The sequence below is a fragment of the Paenibacillus sp. J22P218 genome, from assembly GCF_056269195.1.
Map to the genome: position 1 here is coordinate 514,985 of NZ_JBWDNL010000001.1, position 18,011 is coordinate 532,995.

Annotated in this window: 16 protein-coding genes; 14 read left to right on the forward strand and 2 right to left on the reverse strand. The window is 50.7% G+C overall.

Features of this window, described 5'->3' with window-relative positions:
- Positions 1-40: 40 nt before the first annotated feature.
- The 4 genes from AC0YN0_RS02320 to yajC are packed head-to-tail and all read left to right on the forward strand — an operon-like array spanning position 41 to position 4,705.
- Entirely contained in the window at positions 41-2,155 is a 2,115-nt protein-coding gene (locus tag AC0YN0_RS02320; protein ID WP_475819817.1) for a SpoIID/LytB domain-containing protein, read from the forward strand.
- A gap of 10 nt (positions 2,156-2,165) precedes the next feature.
- Positions 2,166-3,212 (forward strand): tRNA preQ1(34) S-adenosylmethionine ribosyltransferase-isomerase QueA, encoded by a 1,047-nt coding sequence (queA, locus tag AC0YN0_RS02325; protein ID WP_475819818.1) that lies wholly within the window; start codon positions 2,166-2,168, stop codon positions 3,210-3,212.
- 24 nt (positions 3,213-3,236) lie between these two features.
- A complete protein-coding gene (tgt, locus tag AC0YN0_RS02330; RefSeq protein ID WP_475819819.1) occupies positions 3,237-4,370 on the forward strand; it encodes a tRNA guanosine(34) transglycosylase Tgt in 1,134 nt (377 codons plus the stop codon).
- Between the two features lie 14 nt (positions 4,371-4,384).
- Positions 4,385-4,705, forward strand: a complete 321-nt coding sequence (gene yajC, locus AC0YN0_RS02335; protein WP_475819820.1) for a preprotein translocase subunit YajC — start codon at positions 4,385-4,387, stop codon at positions 4,703-4,705.
- 109 nt (positions 4,706-4,814) lie between these two features.
- Here the strand turns inward: yajC and AC0YN0_RS02340 are convergent, their stop codons facing one another.
- The gene (locus AC0YN0_RS02340) at positions 4,815-5,210 is read right to left on the reverse strand and encodes a TIGR04086 family membrane protein (RefSeq protein ID WP_475819821.1); all 396 of its coding nucleotides are present in this window, start codon (positions 5,208-5,210) and stop codon (positions 4,815-4,817) included.
- A gap of 222 nt (positions 5,211-5,432) precedes the next feature.
- Between AC0YN0_RS02340 and AC0YN0_RS02345 the strand changes: the two genes are divergently transcribed.
- Positions 5,433-6,221, forward strand: coding sequence for a YetF domain-containing protein (locus AC0YN0_RS02345; protein WP_475819822.1), 789 nt, complete (start codon positions 5,433-5,435; stop codon positions 6,219-6,221).
- Between the two features lie 47 nt (positions 6,222-6,268).
- Here the strand turns inward: AC0YN0_RS02345 and spoVB are convergent, their stop codons facing one another.
- Positions 6,269-7,819 carry a stage V sporulation protein B gene (gene spoVB / locus AC0YN0_RS02350; protein WP_475819823.1) on the reverse strand — a complete coding sequence of 517 codons (1,551 nt, stop codon included), beginning with the start codon at positions 7,817-7,819 and terminating at the stop codon, positions 6,269-6,271.
- Positions 7,820-8,033: 214 nt separating this feature from the next.
- Here spoVB and AC0YN0_RS02355 point away from each other — a divergent pair, with 214 nt between their 5' ends.
- The 9 genes from AC0YN0_RS02355 (at position 8,034) to AC0YN0_RS02395 (ending at position 17,526) form a co-directional block, all read left to right on the forward strand.
- Complete coding sequence (locus AC0YN0_RS02355) at positions 8,034-8,279, forward strand: post-transcriptional regulator (RefSeq protein ID WP_442048937.1); 246 nt, start codon at positions 8,034-8,036, stop codon at positions 8,277-8,279.
- 83 nt (positions 8,280-8,362) lie between these two features.
- Positions 8,363-9,595, forward strand: coding sequence for a protein translocase subunit SecD (gene secD, locus AC0YN0_RS02360; protein ID WP_475819824.1), 1,233 nt, complete (start codon positions 8,363-8,365; stop codon positions 9,593-9,595).
- Positions 9,585-10,505 (forward strand): protein translocase subunit SecF, encoded by a 921-nt coding sequence (secF, locus tag AC0YN0_RS02365; RefSeq protein WP_475819825.1) that lies wholly within the window; start codon positions 9,585-9,587, stop codon positions 10,503-10,505. The genes secD and secF overlap by 11 nt, the downstream gene beginning before the upstream one ends.
- A gap of 136 nt (positions 10,506-10,641) precedes the next feature.
- The gene (locus AC0YN0_RS02370; RefSeq protein WP_442048940.1) at positions 10,642-11,559 is read left to right on the forward strand and encodes a cation diffusion facilitator family transporter; all 918 of its coding nucleotides are present in this window, start codon (positions 10,642-10,644) and stop codon (positions 11,557-11,559) included.
- A gap of 37 nt (positions 11,560-11,596) precedes the next feature.
- Positions 11,597-13,609, forward strand: a complete 2,013-nt coding sequence (gene recJ, locus AC0YN0_RS02375; protein ID WP_475819826.1) for a single-stranded-DNA-specific exonuclease RecJ — start codon at positions 11,597-11,599, stop codon at positions 13,607-13,609.
- Positions 13,610-13,660: 51 nt separating this feature from the next.
- Positions 13,661-14,191 (forward strand): adenine phosphoribosyltransferase, encoded by a 531-nt coding sequence (locus tag AC0YN0_RS02380; protein WP_475819827.1) that lies wholly within the window; start codon positions 13,661-13,663, stop codon positions 14,189-14,191.
- 396 nt (positions 14,192-14,587) lie between these two features.
- Positions 14,588-16,768, forward strand: coding sequence for a RelA/SpoT family protein (locus AC0YN0_RS02385; protein ID WP_337099503.1), 2,181 nt, complete (start codon positions 14,588-14,590; stop codon positions 16,766-16,768).
- A gap of 62 nt (positions 16,769-16,830) precedes the next feature.
- Positions 16,831-17,274, forward strand: a complete 444-nt coding sequence (dtd, locus tag AC0YN0_RS02390) for a D-aminoacyl-tRNA deacylase (protein ID WP_475819828.1) — start codon at positions 16,831-16,833, stop codon at positions 17,272-17,274.
- A gap of 90 nt (positions 17,275-17,364) precedes the next feature.
- Positions 17,365-17,526: a hypothetical protein gene (locus AC0YN0_RS02395; protein ID WP_337099501.1), complete on the forward strand. Its 162-nt coding sequence runs from the start codon at positions 17,365-17,367 to the stop codon at positions 17,524-17,526.
- The last annotated feature ends 485 nt before the right edge of the window (positions 17,527-18,011 follow it).

Below are 18,011 nucleotides of genomic sequence, written 5' to 3' on the forward strand. Positions count from 1 at the left end.
CCGGCAACAGCACATTGCACATAAGGAGAGGAGTAAGATCATGTCCGTTAATATGAAGCGGCTCGCGCTTTCAGCGCTGTCCGCCTTGCTGCTTATATCGTTATGCGCTGCGATTCCCGCGCAGGCAGCAGTACCCAAGCTCGATACGATCCGAGTCGCTATGTTCTTACAATTGCCTGGGAAATATACTGACACTACTGCTGCCGCCACATTCTCGGCAGCTGGCGGGCTCTCGATCGGCTTAAGAACGCCAAGCGGCGTTCAGAAATGGTTCCAGACAGCAGCAGGCTCGCAAACAAGGCTTGCATTGGACAGCTTCAAGGTGAAGGTGTTCGAATCATCCAACTTCGCATCCGCGCAAGCCGCTTACAAGCGTATTGTTGCAGCGAAGGGAGCGGGCTATCTAACTTCGGCGGCGAAGAAAGGAACGATCGTCTATCAGGTCACCGAAGGTACCTATGCGACGCTAGCCGATGCGAAGACAGCTATGACGCGTTGGGCGACAGATGCAGAGCTTGCTAAGCTGATAGCTGGATATAAGTCTTCGGTACAAGGTACGCTTCGGTTGGAGACACCGGCACTCGCGAATAAGGCAGCAGCCGTAACAACTATGAACAGCTACGCGGCTGCCGGCTTGGATGCGTATGTTGCTGTACGCGCATCGGCTGCAGGAGCTGCTGTCTATTCGGTAATGGTTGGCTCGGCTGCCGACGCAGCGGAACTGCAGATCGTGAAGGCAGCTGCAGCGGGTGTAGCTGGTGCAGCATCGCTCAAGCAAGCCGACGCGGCAGCGCCATATTTGCTGCTGAAGAACGATCATGCCGTTACCGGCAAGGCGGAGAGCAGCCTTGAGCTTTACAGCTTCCCGCAAGCAGCCATGAAGGTATGGATCGAATCGCTTGCAGCCGACCCGATTAAATTGACGGAGAGAAGCGGTCGTACCTACCGAGGACAATTCGAGCTCAGCTCGCTTAACGGGGCAATGGCTGTCGTTAACGAGCTTCCTTTCGAGCAATACTTGTATTCGGTAGTTGGCAGCGAAATGTATGCCACTTGGCCGGCGGAAGCACTTAAGTCACAGGCCGTTGCGTCGCGTAACTATATCCTCTCCAAAGGGTTTGGTTTCCAAATCGCCAATGTCGTCGATACGGTTCTAAGCCAAGCCTATAATGGCGTTGGTTCAGAGCGGCAATCAACGATCGATGCTGTCGAGGCGACGCGGGGCGAAGTGTTAATGTATAACGGCAAGCTGATCGAAGCGTTGTATTCATCGAATGCCGGCGGCATGACGGCGGATGCGACAGAAGCATGGAATAATTCAATTTCATACTTGCAAGCGATCAAGAGTCCGGATAATTCTTCTGAGACAGGCTTGAAGAGCTGGTACAGGGTTGTGCTTTCAAGCGGCTTGATCGGTTATATCCGAGAGGATCTGCTTAACGATACGGGCTCGACGACGGCTGCCGGAAGTAAGATCATGCAAGTAAACACAGACAGTACGAAAGTGCGGCAGCATCCCGTTATTCAAGACACGATCGCGTTGATCGCGACCGTTAATTCCGGAACGAAAGTGACGGTGCTGGAGAAGACGATCGAATCCAATTCAATGAATTGGGTTAGAGGGCCTTATAAGCCGGAAGAGCTGCTCACGGTTATTAATGCGAAAGTGAAGACGAAGATAGCAGGTCCGATTCGGACGCTTGAGGTTAGTGGGCGCGGGCCATCCGGCCGAGCGACGGAAATAATGGCTAATGGAACGAAGCTGGACGTAGCGAATCCCGATGCGTTCAGATCCACGCTAGGCGTACAGGGCTCATTGCCTAGCACGAAGTTTCAAATCGATGAGACTGCCAAGGTTGCTATGATCGGCGGGAGCTCTCAGCAAAGAATGAAACCTAATGACAGCAGTCCCGTATATAGCATTGGCGCCGGCGGCAAGACGACAGAGCTTACGGATGCGAATCTGTTCATTCTAGACGGCAAAGGCAATCTCAGAGCAGCGACGAAGGAGCCTTCGTTCCGATTTGTCGGAACCGGCTACGGACATGGTGTTGGAATGTCCCAGTTCGGAGCGCTTAGTCTTGCACAGCAAGGGTATGACTACCAATATATTTTGAAATACTACTATAAAGATGTAACTATCGCTAAGGAATGATTGCAACGTTATGAACGTAGATTGGTTTGACTTTGAATTGCCAGAGGAACTTATCGCGCAGACGCCTCTGCTGGAGCGTACCGCTTCAAGGCTGCTTGCGCTCAACAAACGGACAGGTGATATCGAGCACCGCATCTTCACCGACCTGGAGCAATACGTCCAGGAGGGAGATGTTCTCGTATTGAATGATACGAGAGTGATGCCGGCAAGACTTATGGGCATGAAGAGCGACACGGGCGCCAAGGTTGAGCTGCTTCTCTTGAAGCAGCTCGAAGGAGATCGTTGGGAGACGCTTGCGAAGCCCGCGAAACGGTTGAAGATCGGCACTCCTCTTTCTTTCGGCGACGACGGCAACGGCAATCCGTTGCTGCGGGCGTATATTGAAGAAGAAGGCGATATGGGTGCGAGAGTCGTGCGGTTCGAATATGAAGGTATATTCCCCGAGTTGCTGGATCGACTAGGAGAGATGCCTCTGCCTCCTTATATTAAGGAGCGGCTGGAGGAGAAGGAACGTTACCAAACGGTATATTCGAAGCATGAAGGTTCGGCGGCTGCGCCTACCGCAGGACTTCACTTTACGAAAGCGTTTCTGGAGCGGCTTCAGAGCAAAGGCGTTAAGCTTGCTTACGTAACGCTGCATGTTGGTCTTGGCACCTTCCGTCCGATGTCGGCGGAGAAGGTAGAGGACCATGAGATGCACGCCGAATATTATGAGCTGGATGAAACGAACGCGAAGCTGATCCGCGAAGCTAAGGCAGAAGGTGCTCGTATTATCGCAGTTGGGACAACCTCCTCAAGAACGCTAGAAACGGTAGCACAGCGTTTTGGGGATAAGCCGATAGAGGCATGCAGCGGCTGGACTTCGATATTTATTTTTCCGGGCTATGAATTTAAGCTGGTGAATGCGTTGTTAACGAACTTCCATTTGCCGAAATCAACGCTCGTCATGCTCGTCAGCGCTTTGGCGGGACGCGATCATATTATGGCTGCTTACCATGCTGCGATTGAGGAACGATATCGGTTCTTCAGCTTCGGCGATGCGATGTTTATTTATTAACTATAGAAATAGGGTGCGAGAGCAGTGGCAGTCAAATACGAATTTATTAAACAATGCAAGCAATCGGGAGCGCGTCTAGGACGCGTTCATACACCGCATGGCGTGATCGAGACACCGACTTTCATGCCTGTAGGCACGCAAGCGACCGTGAAGACGATGAGTCCTGAAGAGCTTAAGGCAATGGATGCCCAAATCATTCTTAGCAACACCTATCATTTATTTCTGCGGCCCGGCCATGATCTCGTTAAGCGTGCGGGCGGGCTGCATAAGTTCATGAACTGGGATCGTCCGATCCTGACGGATAGCGGGGGCTTCCAAGTATTCAGTCTAAGCGAAATGAGAAAGATCACAGAAGAGGGCGTTCATTTCCGTTCCCACTTGAATGGAGACAAGCTGTTCTTGTCGCCGGAGGTGGCAATGGAAATTCAGAATGCGCTCGGTCCGGATATTATGATGGCATTCGATGAGTGCGCGCCGTTTCCGGCTGAGTACGACTATGTAAAGCAGTCTCTTGAGCGGACGACACGTTGGGCAGAGCGCTGCTTGAAGTCTCATGCAAGGCCGCATGATCAAGCGTTGTTCGCAATCGTTCAAGGCGGGATGTTCAATGATTTGCGCATTCAGAGCGCTAAGGATTTGACTTCCATGGATTTCCCGGGGTATGCTATTGGTGGACTAAGTGTAGGCGAGCCTAAGCATCTTATGTATGATGTTCTGGACCATACCGTTCCCATTCTGCCTGCCGACAAACCTCGTTACTTGATGGGCGTCGGTTCGCCTGATGCTTTGATTGAAGGGTCCATCCGCGGTATCGATATGTTCGACTGCGTTCTGCCGACCCGGATTGCCCGCAATGGGACAACGATGACAAGCACGGGAAGACTCGTCGTACGCAATGCGAAGTACGCAGAGGACTTCGGTCCGCTTGACCCGAATTGCTCTTGCTATACATGTACGAACTATTCGCGGGCTTACATACGACACTTGCTTAAAGCAGACGAGACGTTTGGCATGAGGCTGACAACGTATCACAATTTGCACTTCTTATTGCAACTCATGAGGGACGTTCGCCAAGCGATAATGGATGACCGGCTGCTTGATTTCCGGGATGAATTCTTTACGCGGTACGGCCTGTTCGATAATGAGAAAGGGTTTTGAAAGGGGGGATTACGATGTGGCTAGCAGCAGATGCAGGTGGCGGTACTAATATCTTAGGAATGATTTGGCCGTTTCTTCTAATGTTTGCGGTATTTTATTTTCTTCTAATTCGTCCGCAGCAGAAGAAGCAGAAACAACGCACGTCCATGCTTAACCAAATCAAGAAGGGTGACAAAATCACTACGATTGGCGGTTTGCACGGAACGGTAGTAGAGTTGACTGACGATACGGTTATTATTCGCGTAAACGATACGACGAAGATGACGTTCGAGCGCAGCGCGGTTAATACAATCGTGAGCGCGGCTCCTACAGCAGCGGTTGACTTGGAGAAATAAGCTTATACATGTAAAGGAGTTGTCCTGCTAGGTTGCGTTAGCACCTGTCGGACAGCTCCTTTTTTTAATTGGATACACGAAGGGCTGGTTCACTATGAGTAGTATGCGCTTATTTTCTCATATTAACGCCAATCATCCCGCCAAAAGCGCCTGCAAGCGCTGCCGCGCCAACAATAAGCGCACTGCGGAGCGTAATCGATGCATCAGATGCCAAGAAACTGATTATTAATACGATTAGACCGTATATTAGTCCTAATAAAGCTCCGTAGTACCAACCGCGCTTCTCCGTTCGTTTCCCTGTTGCGAAGCCGCCCGTCAAAGCTGATACAGTATGGACAATGAGCGCTCCCGATGGCAGATTCGCTTCCTTCATGCTGGTGAAGTGCAGCAGAATCGACAAGAGCAATGCGCCAGCCGCCAGCCACAATATCGAAAAAACGATTCCCGCCGCTATCGGTGAAGAGATGACCATCGCTTTAGGACCTTGCTTGATCGAGTTCATCATTCGTTTCATCCCGCCTTTTCGTACGTATTATTAATCCTTATGGTCAAGCTTGATGGAATATTACGGCTTGTCATGTTTTATTCAAGTTGGAGGGGGCATATGCTGTTGCCAATTATTCGTCTGTCGCCGCTCGTATGATGTCTGGAGGCTGAGGCTAGAATAGCTTTACGGACAACAACAACTGAACACAGTTGGCATAACATGTCGAGGAGGCGGATTCCAGTGGAGTTTTGGAGCCTGTTAGTCCGGACGGTTATTATTTATTTCGTCGTATTTCTCATCATGAGGTTCATGGGAAAACGCGAGATAGGCAAGTTATCGGTGCTTGATCTCGTTATTTCGGTTATGATTGCCGAGATTGCGGTCATTGTCATCGAGGATGTGGGACGGCCGATGTGGGACGGTATACTGCCGATGGTCGTGCTCATGCTTATTCAAGTGGGGAGCGCTATCGTTTCGATGAAAAATCGCAAGCTTAGGCTGCTGCTCGACGGCAAACCGAATGTCATTATCGACAAGGGTAAGATTAACAAGGATATTATGCGCAAGCAGCGCTATAACTTGGATGACCTTATGCTTCAATTGCGTGAAAATAAAATCAGCTCCGTAGCCGACGTTGAATTTGCGATCTTGGAGACGAGCGGCAAGCTGTCTGTCATTCCTAGGGAGAACACGGCTGCGGGAGATGAATTGAACGACGACAAAGATGAGGAATCAACCGAGAGTAGTACGTCTTCTATCGGTAACGCGGAACCGGATCAACAGAAGGTTAAGCCGGAATGGAGGAAAAACATCATTCCTCCTCATTATCGGTTCGAAATATTGCCGATACCGCTTATTATGGACGGCAAAGTGCAGGATGAAAATTTAAGCAAAATGGAAAAAACGAGATTTTGGCTCAAAAATGTGCTGCAGGAAGAAGGCGTAACCGACTTTAAGGACGTATTCTTCTGCACGATCGATCATCGCGGCAAACTATTCGTCGACACGCATAAGCGACGTCCGAACTAAGAGCAAAAGACAGCGTAGAGGCGACTCTAAACGCTGTCTTTTTGTCATTACTTAAACCATCTTCGCAATAAGGGGATTCGAATCATGTCGTAACGGTCGATGAATTTCATCCAGACCATGAGCAGCAGGTAGACGATCGCGCTGGCTGCGCAAGCAATAATCAGATTGATCCATTCCGCCGAAAGCGGCTCTTGATTCATCGTAAAACGCGCGGCGGCTCCCATGATGAACATCGCTCCAATCACTTTGACGAAGTCAAGAAGCTTCATTCGAAAGCCGATAAATCGAAGCACGCTAATCGCATGCAGCAGCGTAACGAGCACGATATTGACGTTGATCGCGATAAGCGCGCCGTAAATGCCGAACTTCGGATCGGACGCTAGCTGCACGATCAATACGAGCTTGACGGCTGCCCCAAAGAAGGTGTTGACTAGCGCGGTACCTGGCTTATCGAGCGCTTGCAGGGCAGCCTGAAGCGGTCCTTGCAAATAAATGAACAGCCCAATCGGTGCGATAAGCTGCAGCATAGGGGCAATGTCTGCATTGTTATATAGAATGCGGCAGATCGGTTCGGCAAATAATAACATGACGACGACGAAAGGCGCTCCGAAAACGAGCGACAGCCGCATCGATTGGTGAAGCCGCTTATGAATTAAAGCGCGATCCCCCTTGGCTGCAGCCTCCGACAGAGACGGGACAAGCGAGACGGAGAGCGAATAGGTGAGCGCGGTTGGCAGAAGCAGCAGCGGGATAATCATCCCTTGCAGAGCGCCATACTGAGCGGTTGCAATACCCGTTGCAATGCCTGCTGCCGCCAAGCTCCTTGCGGTGAAGATCGATTCCAGCAAGTATGACAATGAGCCGACGAGGCGGCTGCCTGTTACGGGAATCGAAAGGTTAAGCAGCCGCCGAAGCGCTGGTGTTGCCTTCGTATTCGCAGTCGATTTTTCAGCAAGACCGTTTTCCCTTTTGTCACGCATGTATCTCCATAGCAGCACGGTGAAACCGCCGATTTCCCCTACTACGGCGCCAAGCATAGCTCCAGCCGAAGCCCACTCCAATCCTCGCGGCAGCAGCAGATACGCGAAAGTGAGGGAGGCGATTATACGGATAACGGTTTCCGTAATTTGCGAGATCGCGCTTGGAAGCATATTTTGTTTGCCTTGAAAATAGCCGCGATAGACCGATGAAACGGCAATGATGAGCAGCATCGGCGTCATCGCGACGAATGTGCGGTACACACGCTCGTCAGGAAGCACATGGGTCGTAATCCAAGGGGCGAACAGCAATAGAAGGGCTGTCATGACGATACCTAAAGTTGTAACTAGTCCCATTGCAGCCTTGAATATTTGCTTCACGCGGGCGGAGTCACCTTGGCTCTCAGCTTCGGCGATCCACTTCGCAACGGCCAGCGGAATGCCGCCTGTTATGATGGTGAGCATGACCGTTAAGAACGGGTAGCTTAGCTGGTATAAGCCAACGCCTTCGGCCCCGATAATGCGAGGCAATGCGATTCGCGGCACAAATCCGAGCAAGCGATTGATGATGCCTGCCGCCAGCAGAATCATCGCTCCTTTGATAAACGTTTGCTTCGTCATAGATCATTGCCTCTTCTCTTCCGTATAGGGATGGCCCGCTTATTTTCGGATCAATGATTAGACAGGCTGGTAGTATCATCTTTATGCGAAGCATGTCCGGTTCAATGTCAGTCATTTTTGTGAAATCGCAAATGCAGGGCAGGAATATGTACAATGGGTATCGAATAATACATGTCAGTCCGCTTACAGAGGAACAGATTAGGGGAGGTGCGTCATGGCTATCGAAAGCGAAGAGCTCAGCGTAATGATCGAGGAGTTGTGCAACAGCAAGGCAGAAGAATTCAGACTGATCGGCTACGAGCATGTTACGGGCAAGGAAGTATGGGAGTGCGTAAATGCAAAGTATGTCAAGAAAGGGCAGCCTGAATTGCATCAACTCGTCAATGACATCTTATCGCTTAAGGTGACGCAGTTCATGAATTATATGACGCTCAGCGCGTTCAAAGGAACTCCATTCTAACGAAAGGAGTTCTTTTCTTTTTGACTCGTTTTTGCAGCGTCTGTATAATAGGAATATTGAGATCATAAGGAGGATTCAGACGTATGTTTGGGAAGAGAATATTTGCCTTCCTTGCGATCGTGGTGATTATGTTTGGCGTAATCGCTTGGACAAGCCCGTCGCTCGTGAAAAATGTTCGATTAGGCCTTGATTTGAAAGGCGGCTTCGAGGTTCTGTACGAGGCGGTTCCGCTTGAAGGCGGGGAAGCGGTTACACCTGAATCGCTGAAAGAGACGGCCAGAAGCCTGGAAGAACGTGCTGACGCGCTCGGTATCGCCGAGCCGGAGATTACGACTGAAGGCACGAACCGTATCCGCGTTAAGATCGCGGGAGTTACAACGGAGGAAGAAGTTAAAGAAGTACTTGCAAAACCGATTAACCTTACCTTCCGTGGTCCAGACGGTTCCATTAAGCTGGATGGCCGCGACTTCGTTCCTGACGGAGCAGGCATCGGCTATGATGAGATGAATCAGCCGTACGTTACGATCAAGCTGAAGGATGCGGACAAGTTCGAAACGATTACAAGAGAATTGATCGGACAATACTTGGCGATTTGGCTTGACGAGGAAGAGCTGTCGAGACCAAGCGTTAACAGTGCGATTCCTGGCGGATCTGCAACGATTACAGGCAATTACACAACAGATGAAGCGAAAGACCTGCGCGACAAAATCAATCTGGGCGCATTGCCGCTCCAGCTTAATGAAAAATATACGCAATCCGTTGGGGCGAAGCTTGGACAAGAGTCGCTTCAGGATACAGTTACAGCAGGCATTATCGGTACGGCCATTATCCTCGTGTTCCTCGTTATTTTGTTCCGGATTCCGGGCGTCGTTGCTGGTATTACGGTAATAACGTATACATGGCTGTTAGTTGCCGTGTTTAACTTGATGAATGCGACGTTAACCTTGCCTGGTATAGCGGCCTTCGTTCTCGGGATAGGGATGGCCGTCGATGCGAATATCATCATGTACGAGCGGATCAAAGAAGAGATTCGAAGCGGCAAGAGCTTGCTGTCGTCGCTTAAAGCCGGTTCGAAAAACTCGTTCCGTACGATTATGGACGCGAACATTACGAATATTATCGCGAGCGCCGTCTTGTATTACATCGGCAACGGAGCGATTCGCGGCTTCGCGCTTACGATGATCTTCAGTATTCTTGTAAGTATGCTTACGAATATTTTCTTGTCGCGTTTCCTAATTATGCTGTTAATTAAGAGCAATATGTTTACGAAACCAAGCTACTATGGCGTGAAGGAGGCTGAGATTCGTGAACTATAATACGAAGATTCGGTTCGATTTTATTAAGAATCGGAATAAGTTTTTTATATTCTCGATCGCGCTGACTGTATTGGGTATTTTATCGCTGCTTATCTTCAATCTGAACTTCGGGGTTGATTTCAAAGCGGGTACGAATATGGATATATCCGTTGGCAAGAGCACGACGCAAGCGGAAGCGAAAGCGGTAATCGAGCAGGCGGGTATTAAAGGCATTACGCCGACAGTCGGCGGAGCGGGCAACGAGCGTGTATCCGCAAGGTTCGACGAGGTTCTTTCGCAAGACAAGATTACGGAAATCAAGAAGCTGTTCACGGAGAAATACGGCGAGCATGTATCGGCGGAGGTCAACGTCGTATCGCCCGATATGGCACAAGAGCTAGGCATCAAGACGATCTGGGCGATACTGATCGCCAGCGTCGCGATTATGATTTATGTGATGATTCGTTTCGAGTGGCGCTTCGCGCTTGCGGCGAATATCGCGATCCTGTATGACGCATTCGTCGTTATCGCGCTATTCTCGATCTTCCGTCTGGAAGTCGATCTGCCGTTTATCGCGGCGGTGTTAACGACAATCGGTTACTCGATCAACGACAAAATCGTTATTTTTGACCGGATTAGGGAAAACCTTCGCTTCGGTCAGTTCAAGACCCGCGAGCAGCTTGCGGACATGGTTAACGCGAGCATTTGGCAGACGATGGCTCGGAACATTTATACGGTACTTGCCGTATTGGTCGTCGCTCTCAGCTTGTTCATCTTCGGCAGCGAATCGATCAAACTGTTCGCCCTGGCGAAAATTATCGGTCTGACAAGCGGCGCGTATTCTTCGATCTGTATCGCTAGCCCGTTGTGGCTGATGTTCAAAGGCGATCCGAAGACGAAAAAAGCGGTCAAAGTTTCAACAACGCCATAATAATGATCCAAAGCAGCGGTTAGGTTTGCGCAAGCGAGCCTAGCCGCTCGCCTCGCTTACGAGGCTGTAGAAGGAATAAGTTTATGCTTACGAAGTAAGTTTTGCTTCGCAAAACTTTTAGGAGGGTGCACGAGCCATGTCAACCGCACAGCGATATGCACAAGCAGAGGCCGAAGGATGGTCCGGCTTATGGGGACACATGCTGCTTACAATTATAAAAGGCGTAGTCGGCTGGCTGTCGGGCAGCAAAGCGTTGCTTGCTGACGCATTCCGTTCGGCCGCCGAGGCTGCGGGAGCTTTTGCCGCGCTGTCAGGCCTGCGCGACAATCGTCTGCGTAAGGAAAATAAGAAGACGATAACGACGAATAAGCAAGTGTCCGGCTCGAGTACGGGAGCACGGATTTTAATGTCAGTTCTGCTGCTCATTATCGGTTTGGAGATTGGTATATCCGCCATCCGCGAATTAGTAGAGGGCGTTGTTGATGCGCCTCACTGGAGCGCCCTTGTGGCGATTGCTGCAGGCTGGCTTTTCAAAGAGTTGTTCTCAGCACAGAAGGAGAGGCATTCCGGTCTATATTGCTCGCTAGCGGCCTTTATCGGCGCTGGTGCGGCAATGGCCGGTAAGGCGCTGGACATTTCTGCTCTTTATTATTTTGACCCGGCAGCGGCGCTCGTCATAGCCGTTATTGTCGTGTACAACGGCTTCCAATTGGTACAGGCAATCGCTCGGAAGGACGCCAAGCAAGAGGCTCATGAAGAAGATCCGGATGAGCTTATGCAGCTCATTCAACGGGTGGAAGGTGTTGTAACGGTTGAATCGTTGCGCGCTAGGGAACATGGACATTACGTTGTTGCTGACGTAGTCATTAGCGTCAATCCGCGTATTACCGTACTTGAAGGACAGGAAATAGCTAAGCGTGTAAAGCAACTGCTGATGAAACGATTTTTGCATCTGACTGATGTATCTATATATGTAGAGCCATACGATCCAGGTTATCCGTACAAATCGAATCATGATCCGAATCAGGAGCAGGTGCCAACGCTGCTGCAATAATGGCTGTGAGCAGACAGCGGAAGGGGGAAGCTTTTAAATGATCCATAGGAAGACAAGATGGGAGCTCGCGCCATGGAGCGAGCAGGACGAACGCCAAGCGGGCCTTATAGCTGAGGCGCTTCGCGTACCGTCTCTTGTTGCGAGACTGCTTGTCCAGCGAGGTCATAACAGCCCTGAGGCGGCAACGCGCTTTATCAACGGAGGGGAAGAACATCTTCACGATCCGTATTTGCTTCTAGGCATGGACAAGGCGGTGGAGCGCATACGAGCTGCCGGAGCTGCCGGGGACAAAATTCGCATATACGGCGATTACGATGCCGACGGCGTCTCAAGCACATCGTTGCTTATCTATTTATTTCGTCATTTAGGCTATCATTTTGATTATTATATTCCGCATCGCGCATTGGAAGGGTACGGTATGAACCGCGCCGCAATCGCACTGGCGGCCGAGGAAGGCGTTAAGCTGATCGTTACGGTCGACACCGGCATAAGCGCTTATGAAGAGGTCGAATACGCGAAGGAGCTCGGTATAGAAGTAGTAGTAACCGATCATCACGAGGCGCCCGAGCGTATTCCGAACGCGTATGCGGTCGTTAATCCGAAGCAGCAGGGCTGCGGTTATCCGTTCAAAGGGCTTGCAGGCGTCGGCGTGGCGTTCAAGCTTGCTACGGCGCTATTGGAGCGCCCGCCGCTGGAATGGACCGATATTGTCAGCCTAGGCACGATTGCGGACTTAATGCCGCTAGTCGACGAGAATCGCATCTTCGTCAAATATGGCTTGGAGCGGATACGCTCCGATGCGGGTGTCGGCTTCCGAGCGTTGTCTGAGGCTTGCGGCATCGAGCTTGATGTCATGACATCAACGTCTGTTGCCTTCGGTATCGCGCCGCGTATCAATGCGGCAGGACGCCTCGATCATGCGAAGCGGGCCGTTGAGCTATTAACGACGACCGATTACGATACGGCTATATTAGCTGCATCGGGTCTCGACAGCTTAAACAAGGAACGCCAGCGTATTGTAGAATCAATGGTAAAGGACGCCGAGCTTCAGTGGCTTGCGAAGTGTGCAGCGGCAGAAGATTCAGGCAAGCCTTCGCCATCGGTCATTGTGCTTGCAGGGGAAGGCTGGAATGTCGGCGTAATCGGCATCGTAGCTTCGAAGCTGCTTGAACGGAATTATAAACCGGTAATCATACTCGGTATCGATGAACAGACAGGTATGTGCAAAGGGTCGGCCAGATCGATAGAAGGTTATGATCTGCACGCCGCTTTGACGGAATGCGAGCAATGGCTCGATCATTACGGCGGACATCAGGCCGCCGCCGGCATGAGCCTGCATCGTGATCATTTGGAAGCCTTCGAACAGAAGTTGTGCGAGCTTGCACAGGCATGGCTAACCGAAGAGGACTGGATACCGAAGACGGCAGTCGATATTGTATGCAAGCTGGATGACGCATCGTTAGAAACAGTCACGCAGCTTGCTCAGCTTGAACCGTTCGGGATGGGCAACCTTTCTCCGCGGCTGTTGTTCCAGTCGGTTGAGCTTGCAGAGAAACGAACGATAGGCAAAGAGTCGAAGCATCTAAAGCTGCTCCTTGGAAGCGGCAGAAAGCTGCTTGATGCCATTGGCTTCAGCATGGGGCCGATATCGGAAGGGTTGGATCCGGGCTGTTCGATCGATATCATTGGGGAACTATCGATCAATGAATGGAACGGCAGACGCAAGCCTCAGCTTCAACTCCAGGATCTTCATTACCAAGCCGGAGAGAAAAGGCAGCAGTTCCCTGAACGGGAGCAGTTTATTATCATATACCAACAGCTTAAGAAGCTCGGCAGCGTTCCGCTTGACGGCTTGATCGCTAAGCTTGCAAGCCAGCATAAAATGCCCCTGGAGACGATAGAGCTCATGCTCGACGTCTTCGAGGAGCTAGCTTTCATTGAACGGCGAGACGGCTTGATGAACGCGGCATTGTCTCCAAGCAAGCGGGACTTATCCACTTCAAAACGTTATACGGATGCGCGAGAAATTGCCATGTTGCAGAAAGCGTAGATTATGTTAGGATAGAACAGTGATACAAGGAATAGAAAGGGTTGACGGTTCGTGTCGAATATAGAATACAACTTTAAAGATTATATAAGGGTCATCCATGATTTCCCGCAGCCAGGCATTCGCTTCAAGGATATTACGACTTTGCTTAAGGATGGCGGCGCTTATCGCGCAGCGATTGAAGAAATGCGCAAAGCCGTTGCCGATATGAAGATCGACATCGTTGCAGGTCCTGAAGCGCGCGGCTTCGTGGTAGGAGCTCCGCTTGCGCTTGCGCTAGGCGTAGGCTTCGCCCCTATTCGCAAGAGCGGCAAGCTGCCGGGCGAGACGATTACGGCAAGCTACGACCTCGAGTACGGCAATGATCAACTTGCTATGCATAAAGATTCGATTCAGCCGGGACAGCGTGTTCTGATTGCTGACGATCTGCTTGCGACGGGCGGAACAATTGCGACTTCAATCAACCTTATTCGTCAGCTTGGCGGAGAAGTTGTGGGAGCTGCATTCTTGATCGAGCTTGCATACTTAACGGGACGCGAGAAGCTTGAAAGCATTGATGTATTCTCGCTGATGACCTATAACTAACGACCAACCCGCTGCCCGCAGCGGATCAACCGCCACTCTCGCTGCCTTATGGACGCGGGAAGGGCGGTTTTTGCCAATATTAGAGAAAATTAGCAGTGGCAGCTGTTTACGGTTGAACAGTTGACGCAATGCTGTAGTTACAGGCATAATATTAGAAAACTCGGAAAATGCATGGGCAGTCGTCATCTGCGCTTTCGATAGAATTACCGACATTATATTCACAGCATAAATTTCATCGCGAAACGAGCTTCCGCTGATATTCAGCTTCAGCCGTTTACGCTTTAAATTTATTGGTGATTGGACCTTAGGCATCGCCATCACAGCATAAATTTCATCGCGAAACGAGCTTCCGCTGATATTCAGCTTCAGCCGTTTACGCTTGGAAAGGGAAGTTTCATGGGCATTGAGCAATTACTTGAGAAGGCATCCGCCTATATGAAAGAGCAAGACCTCATACGCATTCAGGAAGCCTATGATTTCGCGGAACAAGCCCATCACGGACAAGTTCGAAAATCGGGAGAGCCCTATATCCTTCATCCGGTTACGGTTGCAGATATCCTTGTGGATATGCAGATGGACGTGCTGTCGATTATCGCAGCGCTGCTTCATGACGTTGTAGAAGATACAACCGTTGATTTGCAGACCGTGCGCGCGAAATTTGGCGAAACCTGTGCGATGCTTGTCGACGGCCTTACGAAGCTGGAGAAAATCCGTTTCCAGTCGAAAGAAGAGCAGCAGAACGAAAATTATCGTAAAATGTTCGTCGCCATGGCGCAGGACATTCGCGTCATCTTGATTAAATTGGCGGATCGTCTTCATAATATGCGGACGCTTAAATTCCAGTCCGAGGAGGCGCAGCGGCGGATCGCTTACGAGACGCTCGAGATCTTCTGCCCAATCGCGCACCGGCTTGGTATTTCGGCGATCAAATGGGAAATGGAAGACATCGCTCTTCGTTATTTGAATCCGCAGCAATATTATCGCATCGCCAATTTGATGAAGAAGAAACGGGCTGAACGCGAGCAATTTATTGAGGACGTCATCTCAAGAATTACCGAGAAGCTCGATGAAATGGGTATTGAAGGCGATATTTCGGGCAGACCGAAGCATCTGTACAGCATTTACAAAAAAATGACCAGCCGCAATAAACAGTTCAACGAAATTTACGATTTGATGGCTATTCGGATCATCGTCGACAATATCAAGGACTGTTATGCGACGCTGGGCATCATTCATACGCTTTGGAAGCCGATGCCGGGCCGCTTCAAGGACTATATCGCTATGCCGAAGGCCAATATGTACCAATCGCTTCATACGACGGTCATCGGTCCTAACGGAGAGCCGACCGAAGTACAGATTCGTACATGGGAAATGCATCGGACGAGCGAATACGGTATCGCGGCGCATTGGGCTTACAAGGAAGGCTCGATTGTACCAGGCGGAAGCTTCGAGGATAAGATGACGTGGTTCCGCGAAATTTTGGAGCTTCAACACGAAGCGCGTGACGCATCCGAATTTATGGAATCGCTCAAAATGGACTTTTTCGCCGATTTATTATTCGTCTTTACGCCGAGCGGGGAAGTCATCGAGCTGCCTGCGGGCTCCGTTCCGCTCGACTTCGCCTACCGCATTCATACGGAAGTCGGAAACCGTACGATTGGCGCGAAAGTAAACGGAAGAATCGTACCGCTCGATCATAAGCTTAAGACTGGCGATATTGTCGAAATTCTGACCTCGAAGCATTCGTACGGACCGAGCCAGGATTGGGTAAAGATCGCTCAGTCTTCCCATGCAAGAAGCAAGATCAGGCAATGGTTCAAGAAGGAGAAGCGCGAGGAGAACGTGGCGAAGGGGCGCGATCTGCTGGAGCGCGAGCTTAAGCGTCTTGGTCTTGAGCCGTCGGCGTGGCTGAGCGAAGATAAGCTGCAGGATGCTGCCGGCAAGTTCGCATTCAACGATATTGAGGATATGATGTCGGCCATCGGCTTTGGCGGCATAACGGCAGCGCAGATCTGCACGAAGCTGACGGAGAAGATGCGCAAGGAAGCCGAAGAAGCGAATCTGATCGAGCTGACAAGCGAGCCGAAGGAGCTTAAGTCTCCGGGTGCGAAGAAACCTCGCCCGAATCACGGCGTTACCGTCAAAGGTATCGATAACCTGCTCGTTCGTTACGCGCGCTGCTGCAATCCTGTGCCGGGAGACGCGATTGTCGGCTATATAACGCGCGGGCGAGGCGTATCCGTTCACCGCATGGACTGCCAGAACATCCCGTTCGGCATGGACGGCGAAGAAGCGGAGCGCGTGATCGAGGTCGAGTGGGAAGAATCGACAGACGCGAATTACAGCGTTGACATCGAGATCACCGGTCATGACCGCCGAGGTCTGCTGAACGAGGTGCTGCAGGCGGTATCCGAGAGCAAGACGAATATATCCGCCGTGACAGGCCGTTCGGTCAAAAATAAAATGTCGCTCATCCATATAACGGTGCTCATCCGCAACATCGATCATCTGTCATCCGTGGTCGAGCGCATTAAGCGAGTGCAGGACATCTATTCCGTTCAACGGACGATGCAATAAACGAAGGAGCGTCAGCATACAAGCTTGTGTGCTGGCGTTTTACATATTGGGGGATTAGTGAAGTGAGAGTCGTCGTACAACGAAGCAAGGAAGCGAAGGTCGTTATTGATGGCGAGACCGTAGGAGCAATCGACTTTGGTCTCGTGCTGCTGGTAGGCATTACGCACGAGGATACGATTGACGAAGTGAAATGGATGGCTGATAAAGTGGCAGGACTGCGTATTTTCGAGGACGAGTCGGGTAAAATGAATCTTGCCGTAACCGATATCGGCGGAAAGCTGCTGTCCGTATCGCAGTTCACACTGTATGGGGATTGCCGGAAGGGCCGGCGTCCGAACTTCATGGCAGCAGCTAGGCCGGAGCAAGCGGAGCCGCTGTATGATGCGTTCAACGCTGCGTTGCGTGAACGCGGGCTTAAGGTGGAGACTGGACGTTTCGGCGCGATGATGGATGTGGAGCTAGTTAATTCCGGACCGGTGACGCTTATTTTGGAGAGCGGCGCTTAAATGGCGCAGGAGCGGGCAACAATAAGCATGATACGGCGGCTTGCCGAAGGCGGGCGGCTTTAAAATGCGAATTGGAGGAAGATACCGCTTATGCATCAATCACGCAAGGAACAAGGGATAGAGCGCGCGATGAGAAGGCTGCTTCATCCGGATCGACGGGAAGCGAGAGCGATGGCCGAGCTGGAAGAGGATGTGGAGGCGGCCGAGGAGTGGGCAGGATTTCCCCAGCATCCGCGGCGCGACAACCCTTAACTTCGATGAGAGGTAAATCTCATTACCCATGAAGCTAGGTTCACGGGAAGTAAGGTTTGCCTCACTGTTTGTGCGAGAAACGCAGCAGGCGGTCGATTTGAATGAGGATGGCAGCAGTAATAATGAGATTTGCCTCACTTCTAGATGGTTTAGACAAGGCATAGATTACAGTGGCAAAGGTTCGTCGTAAAAACGCTTACGAATTTGTAATATTACTGTAATCAATCTCTAACTTTTTCTTAACACTGCTGTCCTATAATAAACCTCGACCCCCTTTTTTAAAATATATTTTACTTTTGGACCTACAACTCGTTTGTAGGTTTTTTTCTTTGTATGGGCAGCATAGATAAGAGCCGCTTGACTTTACACGTCGCGGCAGGTAAAATAAGTCCTCAGTATAACTAAATTGGATTTGTTGATGGGAAAAAGTAATTCTTCTCGTATACCCAGAGAGGGGCGCCACTTGGCTGCAAGCGTCCTTATAA